Here is a 16,376-nt window from a genome sequence, read left to right on the forward strand (position 1 = left end):
TTCGCGGAGATCCCGTTCCGGACCGGTTACGGGGTCCCTGCCGCAGGGACCCCGTACCCCTTCCCGCCCGGGCCAAGCGGAATGCGCCCGCGGGTTCCCCTCCGCCTACAATTCGGCGGTGAACGTCACCCTCCCCACCGCCCAGTCCCTGCGCGCGGCCCTGGCCGGGCTGCTCGACGGGCTGCCGCCGAAGCAGGCCACGCAGGCCGTCGACCGGCTGATCGCCAGCTACCGCGGGGAGACCCCGACCGGCGCCCCGATCCTGCGGGACCGCTCCGACGTCGTCGCGTACGCCGCGTACCGGATGCCCGCCACCTTCGAGGCCGTACGGTCCGCCCTCGACGCCCTCGTCGAGGCCGCGCCCGACTGGGCGCCCGCCACCCACACCGACGTCGGCGGCGGCACGGGGGCGGCGAGCTGGGCGGTGGCCGGGGCCTGGGAGGGCCCGGCGACGACCGTCCTGGACTGGGCCGAGCCCGCGCTCGCCCTCGGCCGGGAACTGGCCGAGGCGTCCGGGGTGCCGGGGCTGCGGGAGGCCCGCTGGGAGCGGGCCCGGATCGGTGCGGCGCTGGAGCTGGCACCGGCGGACCTGGTCACCGTCAGCTACGTACTCAAGGAGCTGACCGCGCAGGCCAGGACCGAGCTGGTCGACGCGGCCGCCGGGGCCGGGCAGGCCGTGGTGATCGTGGAGCCCGGCACCCCCGACGGGTACGCGCGGATCATCGACGCCCGGGACCGGCTGATCGCCGCCGGTATGCGGATCGCGGCCCCCTGCCCGCACAGCGAGGCCTGCCCGATCGAGCCCGGCACCGACTGGTGCCACTTCTCGGCCCGGGTCAGCCGCTCCTCGCTGCACCGCCAGGTCAAGGGCGGCTCGCTCAGCCACGAGGACGAGAAGTTCAGTTACGTCGTCGCCACCCGCTTCCCCGCCACCCCGGCCCCCGCCCGGATCACCCGCAGGCCGCAGATCCGCAAGGGCCAGGTGCTGCTGGAGCTCTGCACCCGCGACGAGGGCCTGGCCCGCTCCACGGTCACCAAGCGCCACGGCGAGCTGTACCGGGCGGCCAGGGACATCGCCTGGGGCGACCCCTGGCCGCCGGAGGGCACCGGCTGACCGGATCAGCCCCGCAGCTCCTGGGTGCAGCACTTCACGCTGCCGCCGCCCTTGAGCAGTTCACCCAGGTCCATCGGGACCGGCTCGAAGCCCCGGTCCCGCAGCGGGTCGAGCAGCCCGGTCGCCGCCTGGGGAAGCAGCACATGGCGGCCGTCGCTCACCGAGTTGAGGCCGAACGCCGCCGCGTCCGCCTCCCGGGCGAGCAGCGCGTCCGGGAAGAGCCGGCGCAGCACGGCCCGGCTGCCGGGGGAGAAGGCGTCCGGGTAGTACATGATCTCGTCGGCCGCCGCGTCCAGCACGCACAGCGCCGTGTCCAGGTGGTAGTAGCGCGGGTCCACCAGATCGAGCCCGATGACCGGCAGCCCGAAGAACTCCTGCGCCTCGTCGTGCGAGAGCGGGCTGGAGCGGAAGCCGCGCCCGGCCAGCAGGTAGGAGGCGGTGACCGCGAAGTCCCCCTCGCCCTCGTTGACGTGGTCCGGCTCCCGGATGTCGGTGAAGCCGTGCTCCCGGAACCAGTCCCGGTGGGCCTCGGCCTCCTCGAACCGCTCGCGGTAGGCGAACAGGGCGCCGAGCACCCGCCCGTCGATCACCGTGGCGCCGTTGGCCGCGAAGACCATGTCCGGCAGGTCCGGGCGGGGGGTGAGCAGCTCGACGGTGTGGCCGAGGGAGCGGTAGCGGTCCCGCAGGTCCTCCCACTGGGTCTGGGCCAGCGGCAGGTCGACGGGCTTGGACGGGTCCATCCACGGGTTGATGGAGTAGGTGACCCGGAAGTGCGTCGGGGCGCACATCAGGTAGCGACGAGGGGTGGCGTCACGGTTCAACTGGGGCTCCTCGCGAACGGCGGCAGGACCGCGGAACGGTGGGATGCGCACGGTCTGTGCGTGAGCCCATGGTGCGCCGTGCGGGCGAGATCCGCAGTGGACCGATCGGGTGGTTCACCGGATCGTCCTACCGCGGCCGCCCGGCGGCCGCTTTCCGGCCGAATCCCGGGCGGTCCGGGCAAGACGATACGTATCGGCTCGCCCGGCGCTAGATTGGCCGCATGGCACCCCACAAGGAACCCGACTCCAGCCGCCGCAGCGACCGCTCCCGCCGGGCCATCTACGACGCCGCCCTCGCCCTCGTCGGCGAGGCCGGCTACCGGCGCACGACGATCGAGGGTATCGCCGCCCGCGCCGGGGTCGGCAAGCAGACGATCTACCGCTGGTGGCCCTCGAAGGCGGCCGTCCTGATGGAGGCCTTCCTGGACCTGGCCACCCGGGCCGCCGAGGAGGCGGGCCCGCAGGCGGGCGGCGCCGAGTACGGCATCCCCGACACCGGTGACCTGGCCGCCGACCTCAAGCTCGTCCTCCGCGCCACGGTGGACGAGCTGAACGACCCGCTGATGGAGGCCCCCACCCGGGCGCTGACCGCCGAGGGCGTCGTCGACGCGAAACTGGGCGCCGAGTTCGTCGAGAAGCTGCTCGACCCGCAGCTCGCGTTGTATGTCACACGGCTGCGGGCCGCCCAGGAGGCCGGGCAGCTCCGCCCCGACGCCGATCCCCGGATCGCCCTGGAGCTCCTGATCGCGCCACTCACCCACCGCTGGCTGCTCAGGACCCTCCCGCTCACCCATGCGTACGCCGACACGATCGTGGACTACGCCCTCGGCGGGCTGGCCCCACGACCTTGATCCTTATCCGTTATGTGGTGACATCGGGCGTGATGGTGCTCACTCGGTGCAGTGGTACACGGCCCCGCTGGTGAACTCTGGCCACCACAACCGCAGGATGGTGCGACGATGGACAGGCAACGCTGAGGTGAAATGCTGAGGTGAGGGGATAGATGGGCGCCGATTCCGGCCGTTTCCGCGGCACAGAGAGCAGGATCTCCCAGTGGCTGCGGCGACGTCCCAAATCACCGGGGGCCGAAGCCGACGGCACGGCCCGGGTGGAGCTGCTCCTGGCGGTCGCCGACGCGGGCATGCCCATCGCCCCCGCCGCCCACCCCCTCGGATACCGATGTTCGTGCGAGCGCATCGGCTGTCCCACCCCCGCCCGGCACCCCATCTCCTTCGCCTGGCAGACGCAGTCGACCACCGACCGCCCCCAGATCGAGCGCTGGGCCGCCAGCCAGCCGCTGGCCAACTTCATCACCGCGACCGGCATGATCCACGATGTGCTGGACGTCCCGCTCACCGCCGGCCGCAGCGCCCTGGAGCGTCTTCTCGCGGCGGGTATCGACGTCGGCCCGGTCGCCCAGTCCGGCGAGGACCGGATGCTCTTCTTCACCGCGACCCGGGGCACCCCCGAGGACGAGGACGAGTGGTGGCCCTGCGAGCTGGACTGCCACCCCGAGACCATGGACGCCCATCCGGGTCTGCGCTGGCACTGCCGCGGCAGCTACGTACTCCTGCCGCCCGCCCGGCTCCCCGGTGAACTCGACGTCCACTGGGTGCGGGGCCCCGAGCACGAGCTGCCCGACCCGCTGACCCTGCTGGAGACGCTCACCGAGGCCTGCGCGCGGTACGCGGGCAGCGCCGAGCAGAGCGAGCTGGACCACGACTCGATCGCCTGGCCCTTGAGCCGCTGAGCTGTTACGAGAAGGGGGGAGGGGCCCGGGTTCCGGGCCCCTCCCCCTCCTGTCTCCCACTCTCTCCTACTCGCCCTTGGCCGCGATCAGACCCGGCAGCCGGTTCAGCACCCGCACCCTGCCGCCGGATTCGGACGCCTGCCCGCGCGCGGGCACATGGGCCAGCTGGCTGGAGACCCGCTCCTTGGTCAGGCTGTTGGTCACCTCGCCGGTCATCAGCGCCTTCACATCCGCGTTGACCTCCGGCTTCAGCCCCTTCGCCGTGACCTGCCGCTCGAAGTGCTTGCTGCTGAAGAAGACCAGCGCGCCGCCGTCCTCGGTGCGCAGCCCGAGCGGCCCGAACCCGCCGCCGGTCAGCGGCTGGTCGATGTACTGGTAGGAGAACCCGGCCCGCCGGGTCGTGCGGCGCGTCTCGCGCCACACCGAGGTCGACGTGCCCGGGGCGAACACATCCGGGGTGCCCTTCTGCAGATACTCGGTGTACGCGATGCTCAAGTCGGCCGGAGACACGGTCAGTTCACCGTTCTGCGGCTCCACCGGCGTGGCGAGCCCGTCCTCGTCCAGGGTGAACTCCGGTATCTGGGACGGCGCGACGACCCCGAGATAGGACGCCTTCCACAGCGCGTCGGGCCCGCTCCGTACGAACACCACCAGCCAGCGGTTGTCGAGCTTCCCGCCGTCCTCGTCCCGGTTGGAGTCGGTGTCCGCCAGGAACCAGCGCGGCCAGCCCGCCTTCTTCGGGATGATGTAGGTGGCGTCCGTCAACTTCAGCGGCTCGTGGGTCTTGTTGCCGCCCGGGCTGTACGTCTGCCGTGCCTTCAGCCCGGCCTGGTTGATCGCCCCGAGCGACCCCGTCACCCGGTCCGCGTCCAGCGCCGGATCGTACGCCTTGTCCGCCGCGTTGTAGGCGGCGGTGAAGTCCTTGAGGGCCTGGGCGGCCTCGGACTCCGTCGCCCCGGGCAGCACTTCCAGCTCACCGTGGACCGTCACACAGCCGCTCGCCGTCAGGCACAGCACTGTCGCCGCCGCGAGCCCCGCCGTCAGCCGACTCACCCTGAGGCCTCTCGTCATCCGTTGCTCTGCGCCTTCTGATCCGTCGCCCGCACTGACCGTCGAAACCCTACCGGGCGGCGAACGGCGTGCGGGCGCGGACCGGATACAGCGCCCACAACGTGACCTGGCCCCGGGACTTCGGGCTCAGGGGCGTACGGGGACGACCAGCGGCGTCCCCGTACGCGGATGCGGGAACACCTCCACCGGCTGCCGGTACACCTCGCCGAGCAGCTCCCCGTCGAAGATCTCCTGCGGCGGGCCCACCACCGCGATCCGCCCCTCGTGCAGCACGGCGACCCGGTCCGCGTACGCAGCGGCCAGCCCCAGATCGTGCAGGACCACCACCACGGCGTCCCCGGCGGCGGCCCGCTCCCGGCAGATCCGCAGCACCAGCTCCTGGTGGCGCAGGTCCAGGGCGGCCGTCGGCTCGTCCAGCAGCATCAGCGGGGCCCGCTGCGCCAGCACCCGGGCCAGCGCCACCCGGGCCCGCTCGCCGCCCGACAGTTCGGAGAACGGGCGGCCGGCGAACCGGGTCACCTCGGTGGCCGCCATCGCCGCCGCCACCGCCGTGTCGTCCTCGTCCTCCAGCTCCGTACCGGCCCAGGGCGCCCGCCCCATCCGTACGACGTCCTCCACCGGGAACGGGAAGGAGAGCACGGCGGACTGCGGCAGCACCGAGCGGCGCAGGGCCAGTTCGGGCGCGGTCCAGGCGGCGGCCGGGCGGCCGCCGATCAGCACCTCGCCGCTCCCCGGGGCCAGATCGGCGGCGAGCGCGGCCAGGAGCGTCGACTTGCCGGCCCCGTTGGGCCCGACCAGCGCCACCACCTCGCCCGCGTGCGCGGTCAGGTCGATGGAGTCCAGCACCTGCCGCTGCCCCAGCCGGACCGAGAGCCCCACGGCCTCGACGGCGGGGGAGCCGGGGGCGACGGGCGAGGGCAGCTCCCGGGTGCGTACCGCGAACAGGTCTCTCAGCGTCCTCATGCCCAACCACCTTGCTTACGACGGGTCCTGCGCAGCAGCCAGAAGAAGAACGGGCTGCCGAAGAGCGCGGTGAGCACCCCGAGCGGCAGTTCGGCGGGGGCGGCCACGGTCCGGGCCGCGAGGTCGCCGGCCACCAGCACCAGGGCACCGCCGAGCGCGCTCCCGGGGATGAGGAAGCGGTGGCCGGGGCCGTTCGCCATCCGCAGCAGGTGCGGGACGAGCAGTCCGACGAACGAGATGATCCCGGCGACGGCGACCGCGGCGGCCGTCAGCAGCGCCACGACCAGGACCAGCAGGATGCGCAGCCGCTCGACGTCCACGCCCAGGTGGCGGGCGGGCCGTTCACCGAGGGCCAGCAGGTCCAGCTTGCGGGCGTAGAACGGGGCGATGAGCAGGCCGGCCAGGGCGCAGGGGAGTACGGCCAGCACCTTGGGCCAGGTGGCCTGGGAGAGCGAACCGAGCTGCCAGAAGGTGATCTGGGTGATCTGCGCGTTGTCCGCGAAGAAGATGAACAGCCCGATCAGCGCGCCCGCGAAGGCGTTGACGGCGATACCGGTGAGGATCAGCGTCACCACTTCGGTCCGGCCGCCGGAGCGCGAGAGCGTATAGACGAGCAGCACGGTGGCGAGTCCGGCGATGAACGCGAAGACGGTGATCGTCCAGTTGCCGAAGAAGGTCAGCCCCAGCGCGATCGAGGCGACCGCGCCGACCGCCGCACCCGCCGAGATCCCGATCACGCCGGGCTCGGCCAGCGGGTTGCCGAACACGCCCTGCATCAGAGCGCCCGCGCAGCCGAGGGAGGCGCCGACGAGCAGCGCGAGGACGACGCGGGGGAGCCGGACGTTCCACAGGACGCTCTCGCCGACCCGGTCCAGCGGCTGGCCGCCGATCCCGATCCGGTGCTGGACGGAGGCCAGGACGTCCCCGATGGGGATGGAGTACGCGCCGATGGCGGCCGAGAGCAGACAGCCGGCGAGCAGGGCGAGGGAGAGCCCAACGGTGAGCACGAACGCCTTGCTGCGCGGGGACTTGGGGGCGGCCTTCGCTCCGGCGGCGCCGTCGGGGGCCTCCTTGGCGAGCGGCTCCCCGGCTGCCGGGGCCTTGGACAGGGCCGCCTCGGCCCCCGTGCCCGTGGACTCCGGCTCCCCGGTGCGTTCCTCGTACGAGGTGGTCACTGGCCCTTGCCGCCCTTCGGGTAGAGCTGCTCGACGATGTCGGCGAGCACCCGGTCGGTGCGCGGGCCGTAGTTCAGCAGCACACCGTCGTCGATGGAGACGACCCGGCGGTCCATCCCGGCGGGCGTCTCCGCGATGCCGGGGATCTTCACCAGACCGTCCATGCCGCCCACCGAGTCGAGCCCCTTGCTCATCAGGAGGATCGCGTCGGGCGCGGCCTTGGCGAGCGCCTCGCTGGTGATGGCGGTGAAGTCCTTGTCCAGCCCGGACGTCTTGCCGGCGTCGACCGCGCCCGCCGCCTCCAGCAGCGAACTCGCCCCCGACTCCGCGCCGCCCAGCAGATAGACGGAGGCCGAACCACGCAGATAGAGGAAGGCCACCCGGGGCTTCTTGCCGTCGGCGTGGTCCGGGATGGTCTTCTGCACGGCGGCGATCCGGGACTCGGTGCGCTCCTTCAGCTCCGTGCCCGCGGCCGGTACGCCGAGCACCTCGGCGACCGTGTCGATACGGCGCCCGACGTCGTCCAGCCCCTTGGCGGGTTCGACGACGACCAGCGGGATGCCCGCGTCGCGGATCTGGTCGATCGCCTCGGCCGGTCCGGTCGTGGTGTCCGCGAGGACGACGGTCGGCTTCAGAGAGAGCACGCTCTCCGCCGAGACGTCGTGGGCGCGGGTCACCACCGGGAGCTTCTCGGCCTGTTCGAAGGTGGCGGTGATGTCCCGGGCGACGACCTGCTTGCCGAAGCCGAGGGTGAAGACGATCTCGCTCAGCGATCCGGTCAGCGGCACGATCCGGTCGGTGGAGCCGATCGTGACCTTCTTGCCGTCCGCCGAGTCCACCGTCACCGGCAGCTTCGGCGCGGGCGCGGCGGCCAGCGGCTCGACCCGGTCCGCATCGGCGGAGCTCTTGGCGGCCTTCGGCGCGGAACCGTCACCTCCGCCGCACCCCGTCAGGAGCAGGGCGAGGGCCACCGCGGCAGTGAGGGCGGCGCCCGCCCGGCCGCGGACCGGCCGACGGCCGGAGGCCGCCCGTCCGGTGTCCGGGCTCGTGGGGGCGAAGTCCTGCGAGATGCGCACTGGGCACCGTCCTGTCGTTCTGCGGTGTGCGAGGGGTGGTTCGGCGGGTGGTTCGCCGGTGGCTGGTCGGGCGGTTCGGCGGGTGGTTCAGGTGTGACGTATGTGTCGATGGTGTGGAGGTGCCGGAGGGGTTCCGGCACAGGCTGGGAATACCTTAGGTTAGCCTTACCTGCACATCCAGCCCTCGGAGGGGTCCATCATGCTGCCGTCCAGATCCGCCCGCGCGCTCGCCGTCGCGCTCCTCGCGGTGCTGCTGGGAGCGATGCTCCCCGCCACCACCGCGCAAGCGGCCAGCCGCACGGTGCAGGGCGGACGGCTGGACTGGGGCATCAAGTCCTCCTTCCAGAGCTACGTCACCGGCCCCATCGCCCAGGGCAGTTGGAGCCTGACCGGCGGCGCCGCCACGGTCGGCGGCAGCCAGTTCCGCTTCCACTCCGCCAACGGTTCCTACGACCCGGCGACCGGCGCCTTCAGCTCCGGCTTCTCCGGCGGGGTGCACTTCACCGGCCACAAGAAGGCCGACGGAACCAACGAGCTTGACCTCACCATCGGCCGTCCCACCATCAGGATCACTGGCGGCAGCGGCACGCTCTTCGCCGACATGGTCAGCAAGGAGCGGGGCACCGGCAAGGTCACCAACCGCTCCCAGGTGCCGCTCGCCACACTCTCCCTCGGCGGGATCAACATGAAGGGCGGCTCCACCCCCATCGCCCTCAGCAACGTCCCCACGACGCTGACCTCGCAGGGCGCCTCCGCCTTCGCCGGCTACTACACCGCCGGTACGCCGCTCGACCCGATCAGCCTCTCCGTGGACACGAAGGGCGCCGCCGAGCCGAAGCCGGCCCCGTCCGAGAAGAAGGACGAGGACGCCAAGAAGGACGCGGAGAAGGACAAGGCCAAGAAGAAGGCCGAGAAGGAGAAGGCGGGCCGCTTCGAGGACGCCGCCGTCGACTGGGGTGTCCGCCGCACCTTCCGCGAGTACGTCACCGGCTCCATCGGCCAGGGCAAGTGGACGCTCGCCGACGGTGCCGAGGACGGCGGGGCGCTCTTCCGCTTCGCCCAGGGCAAGGGCACGTACGACGCGAAGAAGCAGACGCTGGACGCCGGCTTCGACGGCAGCATCCACTTCACCGGCGCCCACGACCTCGACCTGAAGTTCGCCGGCGTCACGGTCGCCGTGGCCAAGGGCGAGGGCACCCTGTCGGCGGACGTCACGAGCGCGGGCACCACCCGCAAGGACGTCCCCCTGATCACCTTCGCCGCCAAGGACTTCGCGCCCAAGGAGGGCCTCGCCGTCCTGACCGAGGCGCCCGCCACCCTCACCGAGGACGGCTCCAAGGCGTTCGGCTCCATGTACAGGGCGGGCACCGAGATGGACCCGGTCTCGCTCGCCGTCGCCGTCGACGACAAGGCCCAGCTGCCCGCGCTGCCCGACCTCGGCAGTGAGCCGACGGCCGCCGCCGAGCCCACGGCGAAGGCCTCGGCCGAGCCCTCCGCCGCACCGGTCGCCGCCGCATCGGACTCCGGCCCGGGCGCCGGCACGTACGCCGCGATCGGCGGCGGTGTGCTGCTGCTCGCCGCGGCCGGAGCGTTCTTCGCCCTCCGCCGCCGCGGGGCCGGGCAGGGTCCCGACGCCGACGCCACCTCCGCGGGCTCCGACGCCCCCCAGACCTCCTGACGCCCCCATGCGCGCTTTATGGTTCCTCACCCCCTCCCCCCACGCCTCCCTCCCTCCCCCCGTTTCCCTAGGAGACCCACCGACATGGCAGCAACTCGCCGCCCCATAGCCCTTGCCGCAGCCGTCGCCACGGCCGCCGCCCTGGGCGCGACCTTCGCCCTCCCGGCCTTCGCGGCCGACGGTCCGGCCGCCAAGCCGGCAGCCGACGCTCCGGCCGCGGCCGGAGCCCCTTCGGAGACCTACCAGCTGGAGTCGGGCACCCTGGACTGGGGCGTCCGGGCGTCCTTCCGCTCGATGATCGACCGCATGGGCGGCACCGCCACCCTCGCTGACGGCGCCACCAAGAACGAGGACGGAACGTACAAGTTCCCCCTCGACAAGGGTGAGTACGCGATGGGCACCCACGCCGTGACGTCCTCCTTCAAGGGCAGCGTCCACTACGAGGCCCACGGCGGCGTCCTGGACATCAAGCTCTCCGACGTCAAGGTCCTCACGGTCGGCAAGGCCGGCAAGATCACCGTCGACGTGACCACCAAGTCCCCGGGCAAGGACGCCGTCGTCACCGACGACCTGGCGATGGCCAACCTCGACCTCACCGACGTCACCGCGTCGAACGGCGCCGAGGGCATGAAGTTCGCGGCCATCCCCGCCACCTTCACCAAGGAGGGCGCGGCGGTCTTCGGCTCGGCCTACAAGGAGGGCGACCCGGTCGACCCGGCCACGCTGACGGTCAAGCAGGCCGCGCCCCCCGTCGACCCGCCCGTCGACCCCCCGGTCGACCCGCCCGTGAAGCCCCCGGTCAAGCCGCCGGTCAAGCCCCCCGTCAAGCCGACCCCCACCGAGACCGCCAAGCCGGTCAGCGGCCCGGTCGTCGACGGCACCCTCGACTGGGGCCTCAAGAAGTCCTTCCGCTCGTACGTCGTCGGCCCGATCGCGCACGGCAAGGTCGAGACGAGCGACGGCGCCACGGCCAACGCCGACGGCTACCGCTTCACCAAGGCCACCGGCCGCCTCGATGCCGAAAAGAACACGCTCAACGCCCAGTTCAAGGGCAAGGTGCGCTTCCTGGGCCACGAGACGAACGGCGCGTACGAGCTCGACCTCTCCCTCAGCAACCTGAAGGTCGACGTCCAGGGCACCGCCGGCAAGCTCGTCGCCGACGTCTCCACCAAGGACCGCGCCTCCGGCAAGGTCAACACCTACACCGGCCTGACCTTCGCCGACCTGAAGGTGCCCGCCGGTGCGCTCGCCGCCAAGGAAGGCGTCGTGAACCTCAAGGGCATCCCGGCGACGCTCACCGAGGACGGCTCCAAGGCGTTCAGCGGCATGTACAAGAAGGGCGAGGAGCTCGACGCCCTGACCACCGCGGTCTCGCTCGACAAGGACGCCACGCTGCCTCCGGGCGGTTCGACGGATTACGAGAACTGCGCCGCGGCCGAGGCGGCCGGCGTGACGCCCATCAAGAAGGGCGAGCCGGGCTACGCGGCCCACCTCGACGGCGACGGTGACGGCATCGCCTGCGAGTCCGGTGAGTCCACCGGCGGCTCGGGCTCCACGGGCGGCTCCACCACGGGCGGTTCCACCACCGGCGGCGGCACGGTCGGCGGTTCGACCACCGGTGGTTCGAACGCCGGCGGTTCGGTCGGCGGCTCCGGCGCCCTGGCGGCCACCGGCTCCGACGTTCCGACCGGTGCCCTGATCGGCGCCTCGGGCGTCGTCGTGGCGGCCGGTGCCGGCATCGTCATCGCGGCGCGCCGTCGCCGTAACGCCACCGCCTGATCAACTCCGCACCACCCGCAGGGCCGTACCGGCAGGTACGGCCCTGCGGCCGTTCCCGCGTGGTGCTTGAATGCGCACGTGAACCACTACGACGTACCCCGGGGCATCGACGTCCTGCGGGTCTTCTGCGGCCCCGACGGACGCCACGGCAACACCCTCGGCGTCGTACGCGACGGTAGCAGCCACCCCGACGAGGCCTCCCGCCGACGGCTGGCCCGGCAACTGGGCTTCAGCGAGACCGTGTTCGTCGACGACCCGGAGCGCGGCCGGGTGGACATCCACACCCCCGGCCTCCGGCTGCCGTTCGCCGGGCACCCGCTGGTCGGCGCCGCCTGGCTGCTGGACCTGGAGATCCTGGAACTGCCCGTGGGGGACGTGTTCGCCCGCCAGGACGGGGAGTTCACCTGGATCACCGCCCGCCCCGAGTGGGCCCCGCCGCGCATGCTCCAGCAGTACGCGACGGCCGCCGAGGTGGAGGCGCTGCCGGGACCGCCGCCCGGGGAGGGCCGGCTCTACGCCTGGGCCTGGGAGGACGAGGCCGCGGGGCGGGTCCGCGCGCGGGCCTTCCCGAGGCGCGGCGAGGGCATCGTCGAGGACGAGGCGACGGGCGCGGCGGCCATGCTGCTGAGCGCGCGGCTCGGCAGGGCCCTGAACATCGCGCAAGGACGCGGCTCCCAGATCCTCACAGCACCCGCGCCGGACGGCACGGTGGAGGTGGGGGGCCGCGTCCTGATGGCCGCCCGGGGCTGAACCCCGGACGGCCGTAAGAGAGATGACCGGTACTACGCGCTGAGCGGGAAGACCTCGCCCAGCTCCCGGAAGACCGCGGTGTTCAGCGCGAAGGCGCGCTTGCATTCCTCGACGATCCGCTGCTTCTCCAGGTCGTCCGCGTTCACCGCGTCCAGCAGCTCGCGGTAGCCCCGCTTGAAGGCGGCGGGGTTGCCGATCTCCTCGAAGACGTAGAACCGCACGCCGTCGCCCTTGCGCTCGAAGCCCCAGGTCTTCTCCGCCTTGTCGCGGATGATCTGGCCGCCCGAGAGGTCACCGAGGTATCGGGTGTAGTGGTGCGCGATGTATCCGGCGGGCCAGGTGCGCGCGCACTCGGTGACCCGGGCGGCGTACGCGGCGGTGGCCGGCAGCGGCTCCAGACCCTCGCGCCAGTTCTCCCCGCGCAGATGCGCCAGGTCGCGCTCCAGCTCGGTGGAGCGCATCAGCTCGGGCTGTATGAAGGGCCCGGCGACCGGGTCGTTCCGCAGGGCCTCCGCGCCCTCCTCCAGCGCCCGGTAGACGAACCACAGCTGCTCGGTGTAGCGCGTGTACGCGTCGACACCCAGCCGCCCGCCGAGCAGGTCACCCATGAAGGTCGAGGTCTCGGCCTCGGTGTGCTGCTCGTGCGACGCGGTGCGGATGAGCGTCGAGAAGGGAGTGACGGTGGCGGTTGCGTCCAAGGCGGGCCTCCGGGGACCGAGGGGGACGGGAAGTCCAGAAACAGACGGAAATATCGGCAGGCGGCCGCCGCGACGCTGCGGCGGCGCATGCCGGTATGCCCGATCCTCCTACTTAGGTTTACCTAAGTCAACTGGTTCCCGACTGCTTGTCGGTAAAAAAATACGCCCGGAGGGCCCGCGGTGGGTGGTAAAGGGAATTTTGGGGTGATTACGGCAAGGTGAGGATCTCCGCGCCGGTCTCCGTGACCACCAGCGTGTGCTCGAACTGCGCCGTCCGCCTGCGGTCCTTCGTCACCACGGTCCAGCCGTCCTCCCACAGGTCGTACTCGTGGGTGCCCAGCGTCAGCATCGGCTCGATGGTGAACGTCATGCCCGGCTGCATCACGGTGGTCGCCTGCGGGCTGTCGTAGTGCGGGACGATCAGACCGGAGTGGAACGAGGAGTTGATCCCGTGCCCGGTGAAGTCGCGCACCACCCCGTACCCGAACCGCTTCGCGTACGACTCGATGACCCGGCCGATGACGTTGATCTGCCGCCCCGGCCGGACCGCCTTGATGGCCCGGTTCAGCGACTCCCGGGTGCGCTCGACGAGCAGCCGCGACTCCTCGTCCACGTCACCGCAGAGGTAGGTGGCGTTGTTGTCGCCGTGCACCCCGTTGATGTACGCGGTGACATCCAGGTTCACGATGTCCCCGTCGCGCAGCACGGTGGAGTCGGGGATGCCGTGGCAGATGACCTCGTTGAGCGAGCTGCACAGCGACTTCGGGAAGCCCCGGTAGCCGAGCGTGGAGGGGTACGCGCCGTGGTCGATCATGAACTCGTGCGCGACCCGGTCGAGTTCGTCCGTGGTGACGCCCGGGGCGATGTGCTTGGCGGCCTCCTCCATCGCCTGCGCGGCGATGCGGCCTGCGATGCGCATCCGCTCCACGGTGTCGGAGTCCTGGATCTCCGGGCCGGTGTACGGCGTCGGAGCCGGTTTCCCCACGTACTCGGGGCGCCGGATGTTTCCGGGTACGGAACGGACGGGAGTGATCTCCCCTGGTACGAGAAGCGACTGGCCAGACATGCCAGCGAGTCTAACCAGCGCCCCCGGGGCACCATGGCAGGGAGGAAAGGAGCCGTCGATGGCCCTGTTCAAGAAGCGCACGGTCGGCAAACCGGGCGAATGGTACTACTGCCTGGAGCACAAGAAGGTCGAGGAGGGCCCCGAGTGCCCTGCCCAGAACCGCTTCGGCCCCTACACCTCCCGCGAGGCGGCCCAGCACGCGATGGACACGGCCCGCGACCGGAACCTGGAGTGGGACACGGACCCGAAGTGGCACGACGAGGACAAAGGCAAATCCGGCCCGTCCGGGGGGAACCCCAGCCCGTCCGGCGATTGAGGACATCTTTCAGCCCCTCCGGCGTTTGAGGAGCGGGGTACGGGGCGGAGCCCCGGGAGCCCGGCCGCCAGGCCGGGCCCGGGTCACCCCTCCACCCGGGCCTCCCGCCTCCGCACCGCGTCCTCATCCGTCTCCGAGTCGTACCGCACCAGCTTCGGCAGCGCCGCCGTCAGCAGCGCCACCGAGGCCACACACGCCACCCCGCCCGTCCAGATCGCCGACCGGGTCCCGGTCCAGCCCGCCATCGCCCCGGCCCGCACCTGCCCCAGCTGCGGCCCCACGCTGTACGAGAGCACCTCGATGCCCGCCAGCCGGCCCCGCAGCTCCTCCGGAATGGTCTGGTTCCAGATGGTCGAGCGCCCCAGTCCGCTCAGCATGTCGCCCGCCCCGGCCACCCCCAGGCAGAGCAGCACCACCCACACGCTGGAGAACCAGCCCGCCGCCGCGATCGCCAGCCCCCACACCGCCGCCCCGAACACCACGAACAGCCCGTGCCTGCGCACCCGGGACGTCCAGCCACTGGTCAGCCCCAGCGCCAGCGAGCCGACCGAGCCCGCCGCGTACATCAGCCCCAGCGACCACTCCGCGTCCAGCTCGTCCGCCAGGAACGGGAAGATCGTGTTCGGGAAGGCGAAGAACATCGCCGCCAGGTCGATCGCGTACGTCCCCAGCAGCACCGGCCGGCTCCAGGCGTACCGGGCCCCCTCCACGATCCCGCGCAGCGACGGCTTCTGCGCGTCCCGGGCGGGCGGCGCCGGGGCCAGCCGCAGACAGAGCACGACGGAGGCGGCGAACGTGCACACCGTCACCGCGTACGCCGTGCCGTGACCGGCGTACGCCACCACCACACCGGCCAGCGCCGGGCCCGCGATCGCCCCGATCTGCCAGCGCAGCGAGTTCAGCGCGGCCGCCGCCGTCTGCTGCTCGTGCGGCACGATCCGGGCCATCAGGGAGTCCAGCGCGGGCCGCTGGAGCCCAGCCAGCGCGGCGACCCCGCCGGCCACCACGTACAGCGGCCACAGCAGCGGCTCCGGCAGCAGCGCGTTCACCAGCAGGATCGCGGCGAGTACCCCCAGCCCCGCCTCGGTGAGCAGGATGACCCGCCGCCGGTCCACGGAGTCGGCGAGCGCCCCGCCGTACAGCCCGAAGACCACCAGCGGCACCAGCTCCACCGCCCCCATCGCCCCGACCGCGAGCGGCGAGCCGGTGAGGTGCTTGATCTGGAGCGGCAGCGCGATGAGGGCCATGAAGCTGCCGAAGTACGTGATCAGCCCCTGGACCCACAGCAGCCGGAAGTCCGGCGAGGACCGCCACGGGGAGAGGTCCGGCAGCAGGGCGCGGAGCCGGGACGGGGGCGGGGAGGCCGGGGAGGCAGGAGGAGCTTCGGTCACGAAGGGCCATGATCGGTACTACGGGACGCTCCAGGCAAACCGATTTTCCGCAGGCCGCCTCCACCCGCCCTCACCACCGCCCCGGCGGCGGCTCGGTCAGCCGGTCCGCGAGACGGGAGAGCCGGTCCCGGAAGGTGCGGCCGCCGCGCGCCACCGGCCTGCTGTTCTCCCCGGCCGCCGCGCTCACCAGGTGCTGCACGATGTCCAGGTCCACCTCGTCGTCCTCCGCCACCACCAGCGACTCGTGCGCCAGCCCGCCGACCTCCGGGTCACCGCCGTCCAGGGCGAGCACCCGCGCCCCGGCCCGCCGGGCGTCGTGCACCCGCTCCAGCAGCCCGCCGTCCGGCCGCTCCGGCGCGACCAGGAGCACGGTCCGGCCCCGCCCCGCCGCCTCGATCCGGCCGAGCCCGACCGCCAGATGCGCCGGATCGCCCGCCGCCACCCGGTGCCGCACCAGCGTGGGCGTCAGCTCAGGCAGCCCGGACCAGGTGGACTCGTCGGCCAGGTGGGCCGCCAGATGCCACGGCTCGTACGCCTCGGTCCCCACCAGCAGGAGCCCGCCCCCCTGCGGTACGACGGACGAGCGGAGCGCCAGCGCGAACCGGCGGGCGGAGTCCGGCCACCGGGTCCCGGCCAGTACGTCACGGAGCAGGGCGACACGTACGGCATCCATGGCCCGGCATCCTGCCCCCGCACCCCGCCCGGCGGTGGCCCCCGGCCTCCGGATC

16 protein-coding genes are annotated in these 16,376 nt (G+C 72.4%); 7 read left to right on the forward strand and 9 right to left on the reverse strand.

What is annotated here, in order from left to right; translation table 11 throughout:
* The first annotated feature begins 118 nt into the window (after positions 1-118).
* Complete coding sequence (locus tag IE264_RS03835; RefSeq protein ID WP_032753011.1) at positions 119-1,114, forward strand: small ribosomal subunit Rsm22 family protein; 996 nt, start codon at positions 119-121, stop codon at positions 1,112-1,114.
* Positions 1,115-1,119: 5 nt separating this feature from the next.
* Here the strand turns inward: IE264_RS03835 and ddaH are convergent, their stop codons facing one another.
* Positions 1,120-1,980: a dimethylargininase gene (gene ddaH / locus IE264_RS03840; protein WP_336654486.1), complete on the reverse strand. Its 861-nt coding sequence runs from the start codon at positions 1,978-1,980 to the stop codon at positions 1,120-1,122.
* Positions 1,981-2,156: 176 nt separating this feature from the next.
* On the opposite strand from ddaH, the gene IE264_RS03845 reads away from it, so the two are divergent.
* Both IE264_RS03845 and IE264_RS03850 read left to right on the forward strand, forming a co-directional pair.
* Positions 2,157-2,786: a TetR/AcrR family transcriptional regulator gene (locus IE264_RS03845; protein WP_032753009.1), complete on the forward strand. Its 630-nt coding sequence runs from the start codon at positions 2,157-2,159 to the stop codon at positions 2,784-2,786.
* A 152-nt stretch (positions 2,787-2,938) separates the two neighbouring features.
* Positions 2,939-3,685: a bifunctional DNA primase/polymerase gene (locus IE264_RS03850; RefSeq protein WP_032753008.1), complete on the forward strand. Its 747-nt coding sequence runs from the start codon at positions 2,939-2,941 to the stop codon at positions 3,683-3,685.
* A gap of 66 nt (positions 3,686-3,751) precedes the next feature.
* On the opposite strand, the gene IE264_RS03855 is transcribed toward IE264_RS03850, so the two are convergent.
* From IE264_RS03855 to IE264_RS03870, 4 genes are all read right to left on the reverse strand, one after another.
* Entirely contained in the window at positions 3,752-4,756 is a 1,005-nt protein-coding gene (locus tag IE264_RS03855) for an SCO2278 family lipoprotein (protein WP_032753006.1), read from the reverse strand.
* 126 nt (positions 4,757-4,882) lie between these two features.
* Positions 4,883-5,719, reverse strand: coding sequence for a heme ABC transporter ATP-binding protein (locus IE264_RS03860; RefSeq protein ID WP_032753004.1), 837 nt, complete (start codon positions 5,717-5,719; stop codon positions 4,883-4,885).
* Entirely contained in the window at positions 5,716-6,894 is a 1,179-nt protein-coding gene (locus IE264_RS03865; RefSeq protein ID WP_032753002.1) for a FecCD family ABC transporter permease, read from the reverse strand. The genes IE264_RS03860 and IE264_RS03865 overlap by 4 nt, the downstream gene beginning before the upstream one ends.
* Positions 6,891-7,970 carry a heme/hemin ABC transporter substrate-binding protein gene (locus tag IE264_RS03870; protein ID WP_032753001.1) on the reverse strand — a complete coding sequence of 360 codons (1,080 nt, stop codon included), beginning with the start codon at positions 7,968-7,970 and terminating at the stop codon, positions 6,891-6,893. Before IE264_RS03870 ends, IE264_RS03865 begins: the two co-directional genes overlap by 4 nt.
* A 199-nt stretch (positions 7,971-8,169) precedes the next feature.
* On the opposite strand from IE264_RS03870, the gene IE264_RS03875 reads away from it, so the two are divergent.
* From IE264_RS03875 to IE264_RS03885, 3 genes are all read left to right on the forward strand, one after another.
* Entirely contained in the window at positions 8,170-9,648 is a 1,479-nt protein-coding gene (locus tag IE264_RS03875; RefSeq protein ID WP_032753000.1) for an HtaA domain-containing protein, read from the forward strand.
* An 84-nt stretch (positions 9,649-9,732) separates the two neighbouring features.
* Positions 9,733-11,427, forward strand: coding sequence for an HtaA domain-containing protein (locus IE264_RS03880; RefSeq protein WP_032752999.1), 1,695 nt, complete (start codon positions 9,733-9,735; stop codon positions 11,425-11,427).
* 78 nt (positions 11,428-11,505) lie between these two features.
* On the forward strand, positions 11,506-12,177 hold the full coding sequence (locus IE264_RS03885) for a PhzF family phenazine biosynthesis protein (protein ID WP_032752998.1): 672 nt from the start codon (positions 11,506-11,508) through the stop codon (positions 12,175-12,177).
* 32 nt (positions 12,178-12,209) lie between these two features.
* Here IE264_RS03885 and IE264_RS03890 read toward each other — a convergent pair whose 3' ends face one another.
* Positions 12,210-12,875 carry a biliverdin-producing heme oxygenase gene (locus IE264_RS03890; RefSeq protein WP_015608180.1) on the reverse strand — a complete coding sequence of 222 codons (666 nt, stop codon included), beginning with the start codon at positions 12,873-12,875 and terminating at the stop codon, positions 12,210-12,212.
* 208 nt (positions 12,876-13,083) lie between these two features.
* Positions 13,084-13,941, reverse strand: a complete 858-nt coding sequence (gene map / locus IE264_RS03895) for a type I methionyl aminopeptidase (RefSeq protein ID WP_032752997.1) — start codon at positions 13,939-13,941, stop codon at positions 13,084-13,086.
* A 58-nt stretch (positions 13,942-13,999) separates the two neighbouring features.
* Between map and IE264_RS03900 the strand changes: the two genes are divergently transcribed.
* Positions 14,000-14,257, forward strand: coding sequence for a hypothetical protein (locus IE264_RS03900; RefSeq protein WP_015608178.1), 258 nt, complete (start codon positions 14,000-14,002; stop codon positions 14,255-14,257).
* A gap of 83 nt (positions 14,258-14,340) precedes the next feature.
* On the opposite strand, the gene IE264_RS03905 is transcribed toward IE264_RS03900, so the two are convergent.
* Entirely contained in the window at positions 14,341-15,648 is a 1,308-nt protein-coding gene (locus IE264_RS03905; RefSeq protein WP_015608177.1) for an MFS transporter, read from the reverse strand.
* A 70-nt stretch (positions 15,649-15,718) separates the two neighbouring features.
* The gene (locus IE264_RS03910; protein ID WP_032752996.1) at positions 15,719-16,321 is read right to left on the reverse strand and encodes a hypothetical protein; all 603 of its coding nucleotides are present in this window, start codon (positions 16,319-16,321) and stop codon (positions 15,719-15,721) included.
* Positions 16,322-16,376: the final 55 nt, after the last annotated feature.

The organism is Streptomyces microflavus, assembly GCF_014650075.1.
Lineage (GTDB): Bacteria > Actinomycetota > Actinomycetes > Streptomycetales > Streptomycetaceae > Streptomyces > Streptomyces microflavus.

Bases quoted from the DNA above. Each gene is read 5' to 3' on its own strand.
- IE264_RS03910 (WP_032752996.1), bottom strand. From the start codon at position 16,321: ATGGATGCCGTACGTGTCGCCCTGCTCCGTGACGTACTGGCCGGGACC.
- IE264_RS03880 (WP_032752999.1), top strand. From the start codon at position 9,733: ATGGCAGCAACTCGCCGCCCCATAGCCCTTGCCGCAGCCGTCGCCACG.
- IE264_RS03900 (WP_015608178.1), top strand. From the start codon at position 14,000: ATGGCCCTGTTCAAGAAGCGCACGGTCGGCAAACCGGGCGAATGGTAC.
- IE264_RS03875 (WP_032753000.1), top strand. From the start codon at position 8,170: ATGCTGCCGTCCAGATCCGCCCGCGCGCTCGCCGTCGCGCTCCTCGCG.
- IE264_RS03845 (WP_032753009.1), top strand. From the start codon at position 2,157: ATGGCACCCCACAAGGAACCCGACTCCAGCCGCCGCAGCGACCGCTCC.
- IE264_RS03850 (WP_032753008.1), top strand. From the start codon at position 2,939: ATGGGCGCCGATTCCGGCCGTTTCCGCGGCACAGAGAGCAGGATCTCC.
- map (WP_032752997.1), bottom strand. From the start codon at position 13,941: ATGTCTGGCCAGTCGCTTCTCGTACCAGGGGAGATCACTCCCGTCCGT.
- IE264_RS03860 (WP_032753004.1), bottom strand. From the start codon at position 5,719: ATGAGGACGCTGAGAGACCTGTTCGCGGTACGCACCCGGGAGCTGCCC.
- IE264_RS03855 (WP_032753006.1), bottom strand. From the start codon at position 4,756: ATGACGAGAGGCCTCAGGGTGAGTCGGCTGACGGCGGGGCTCGCGGCG.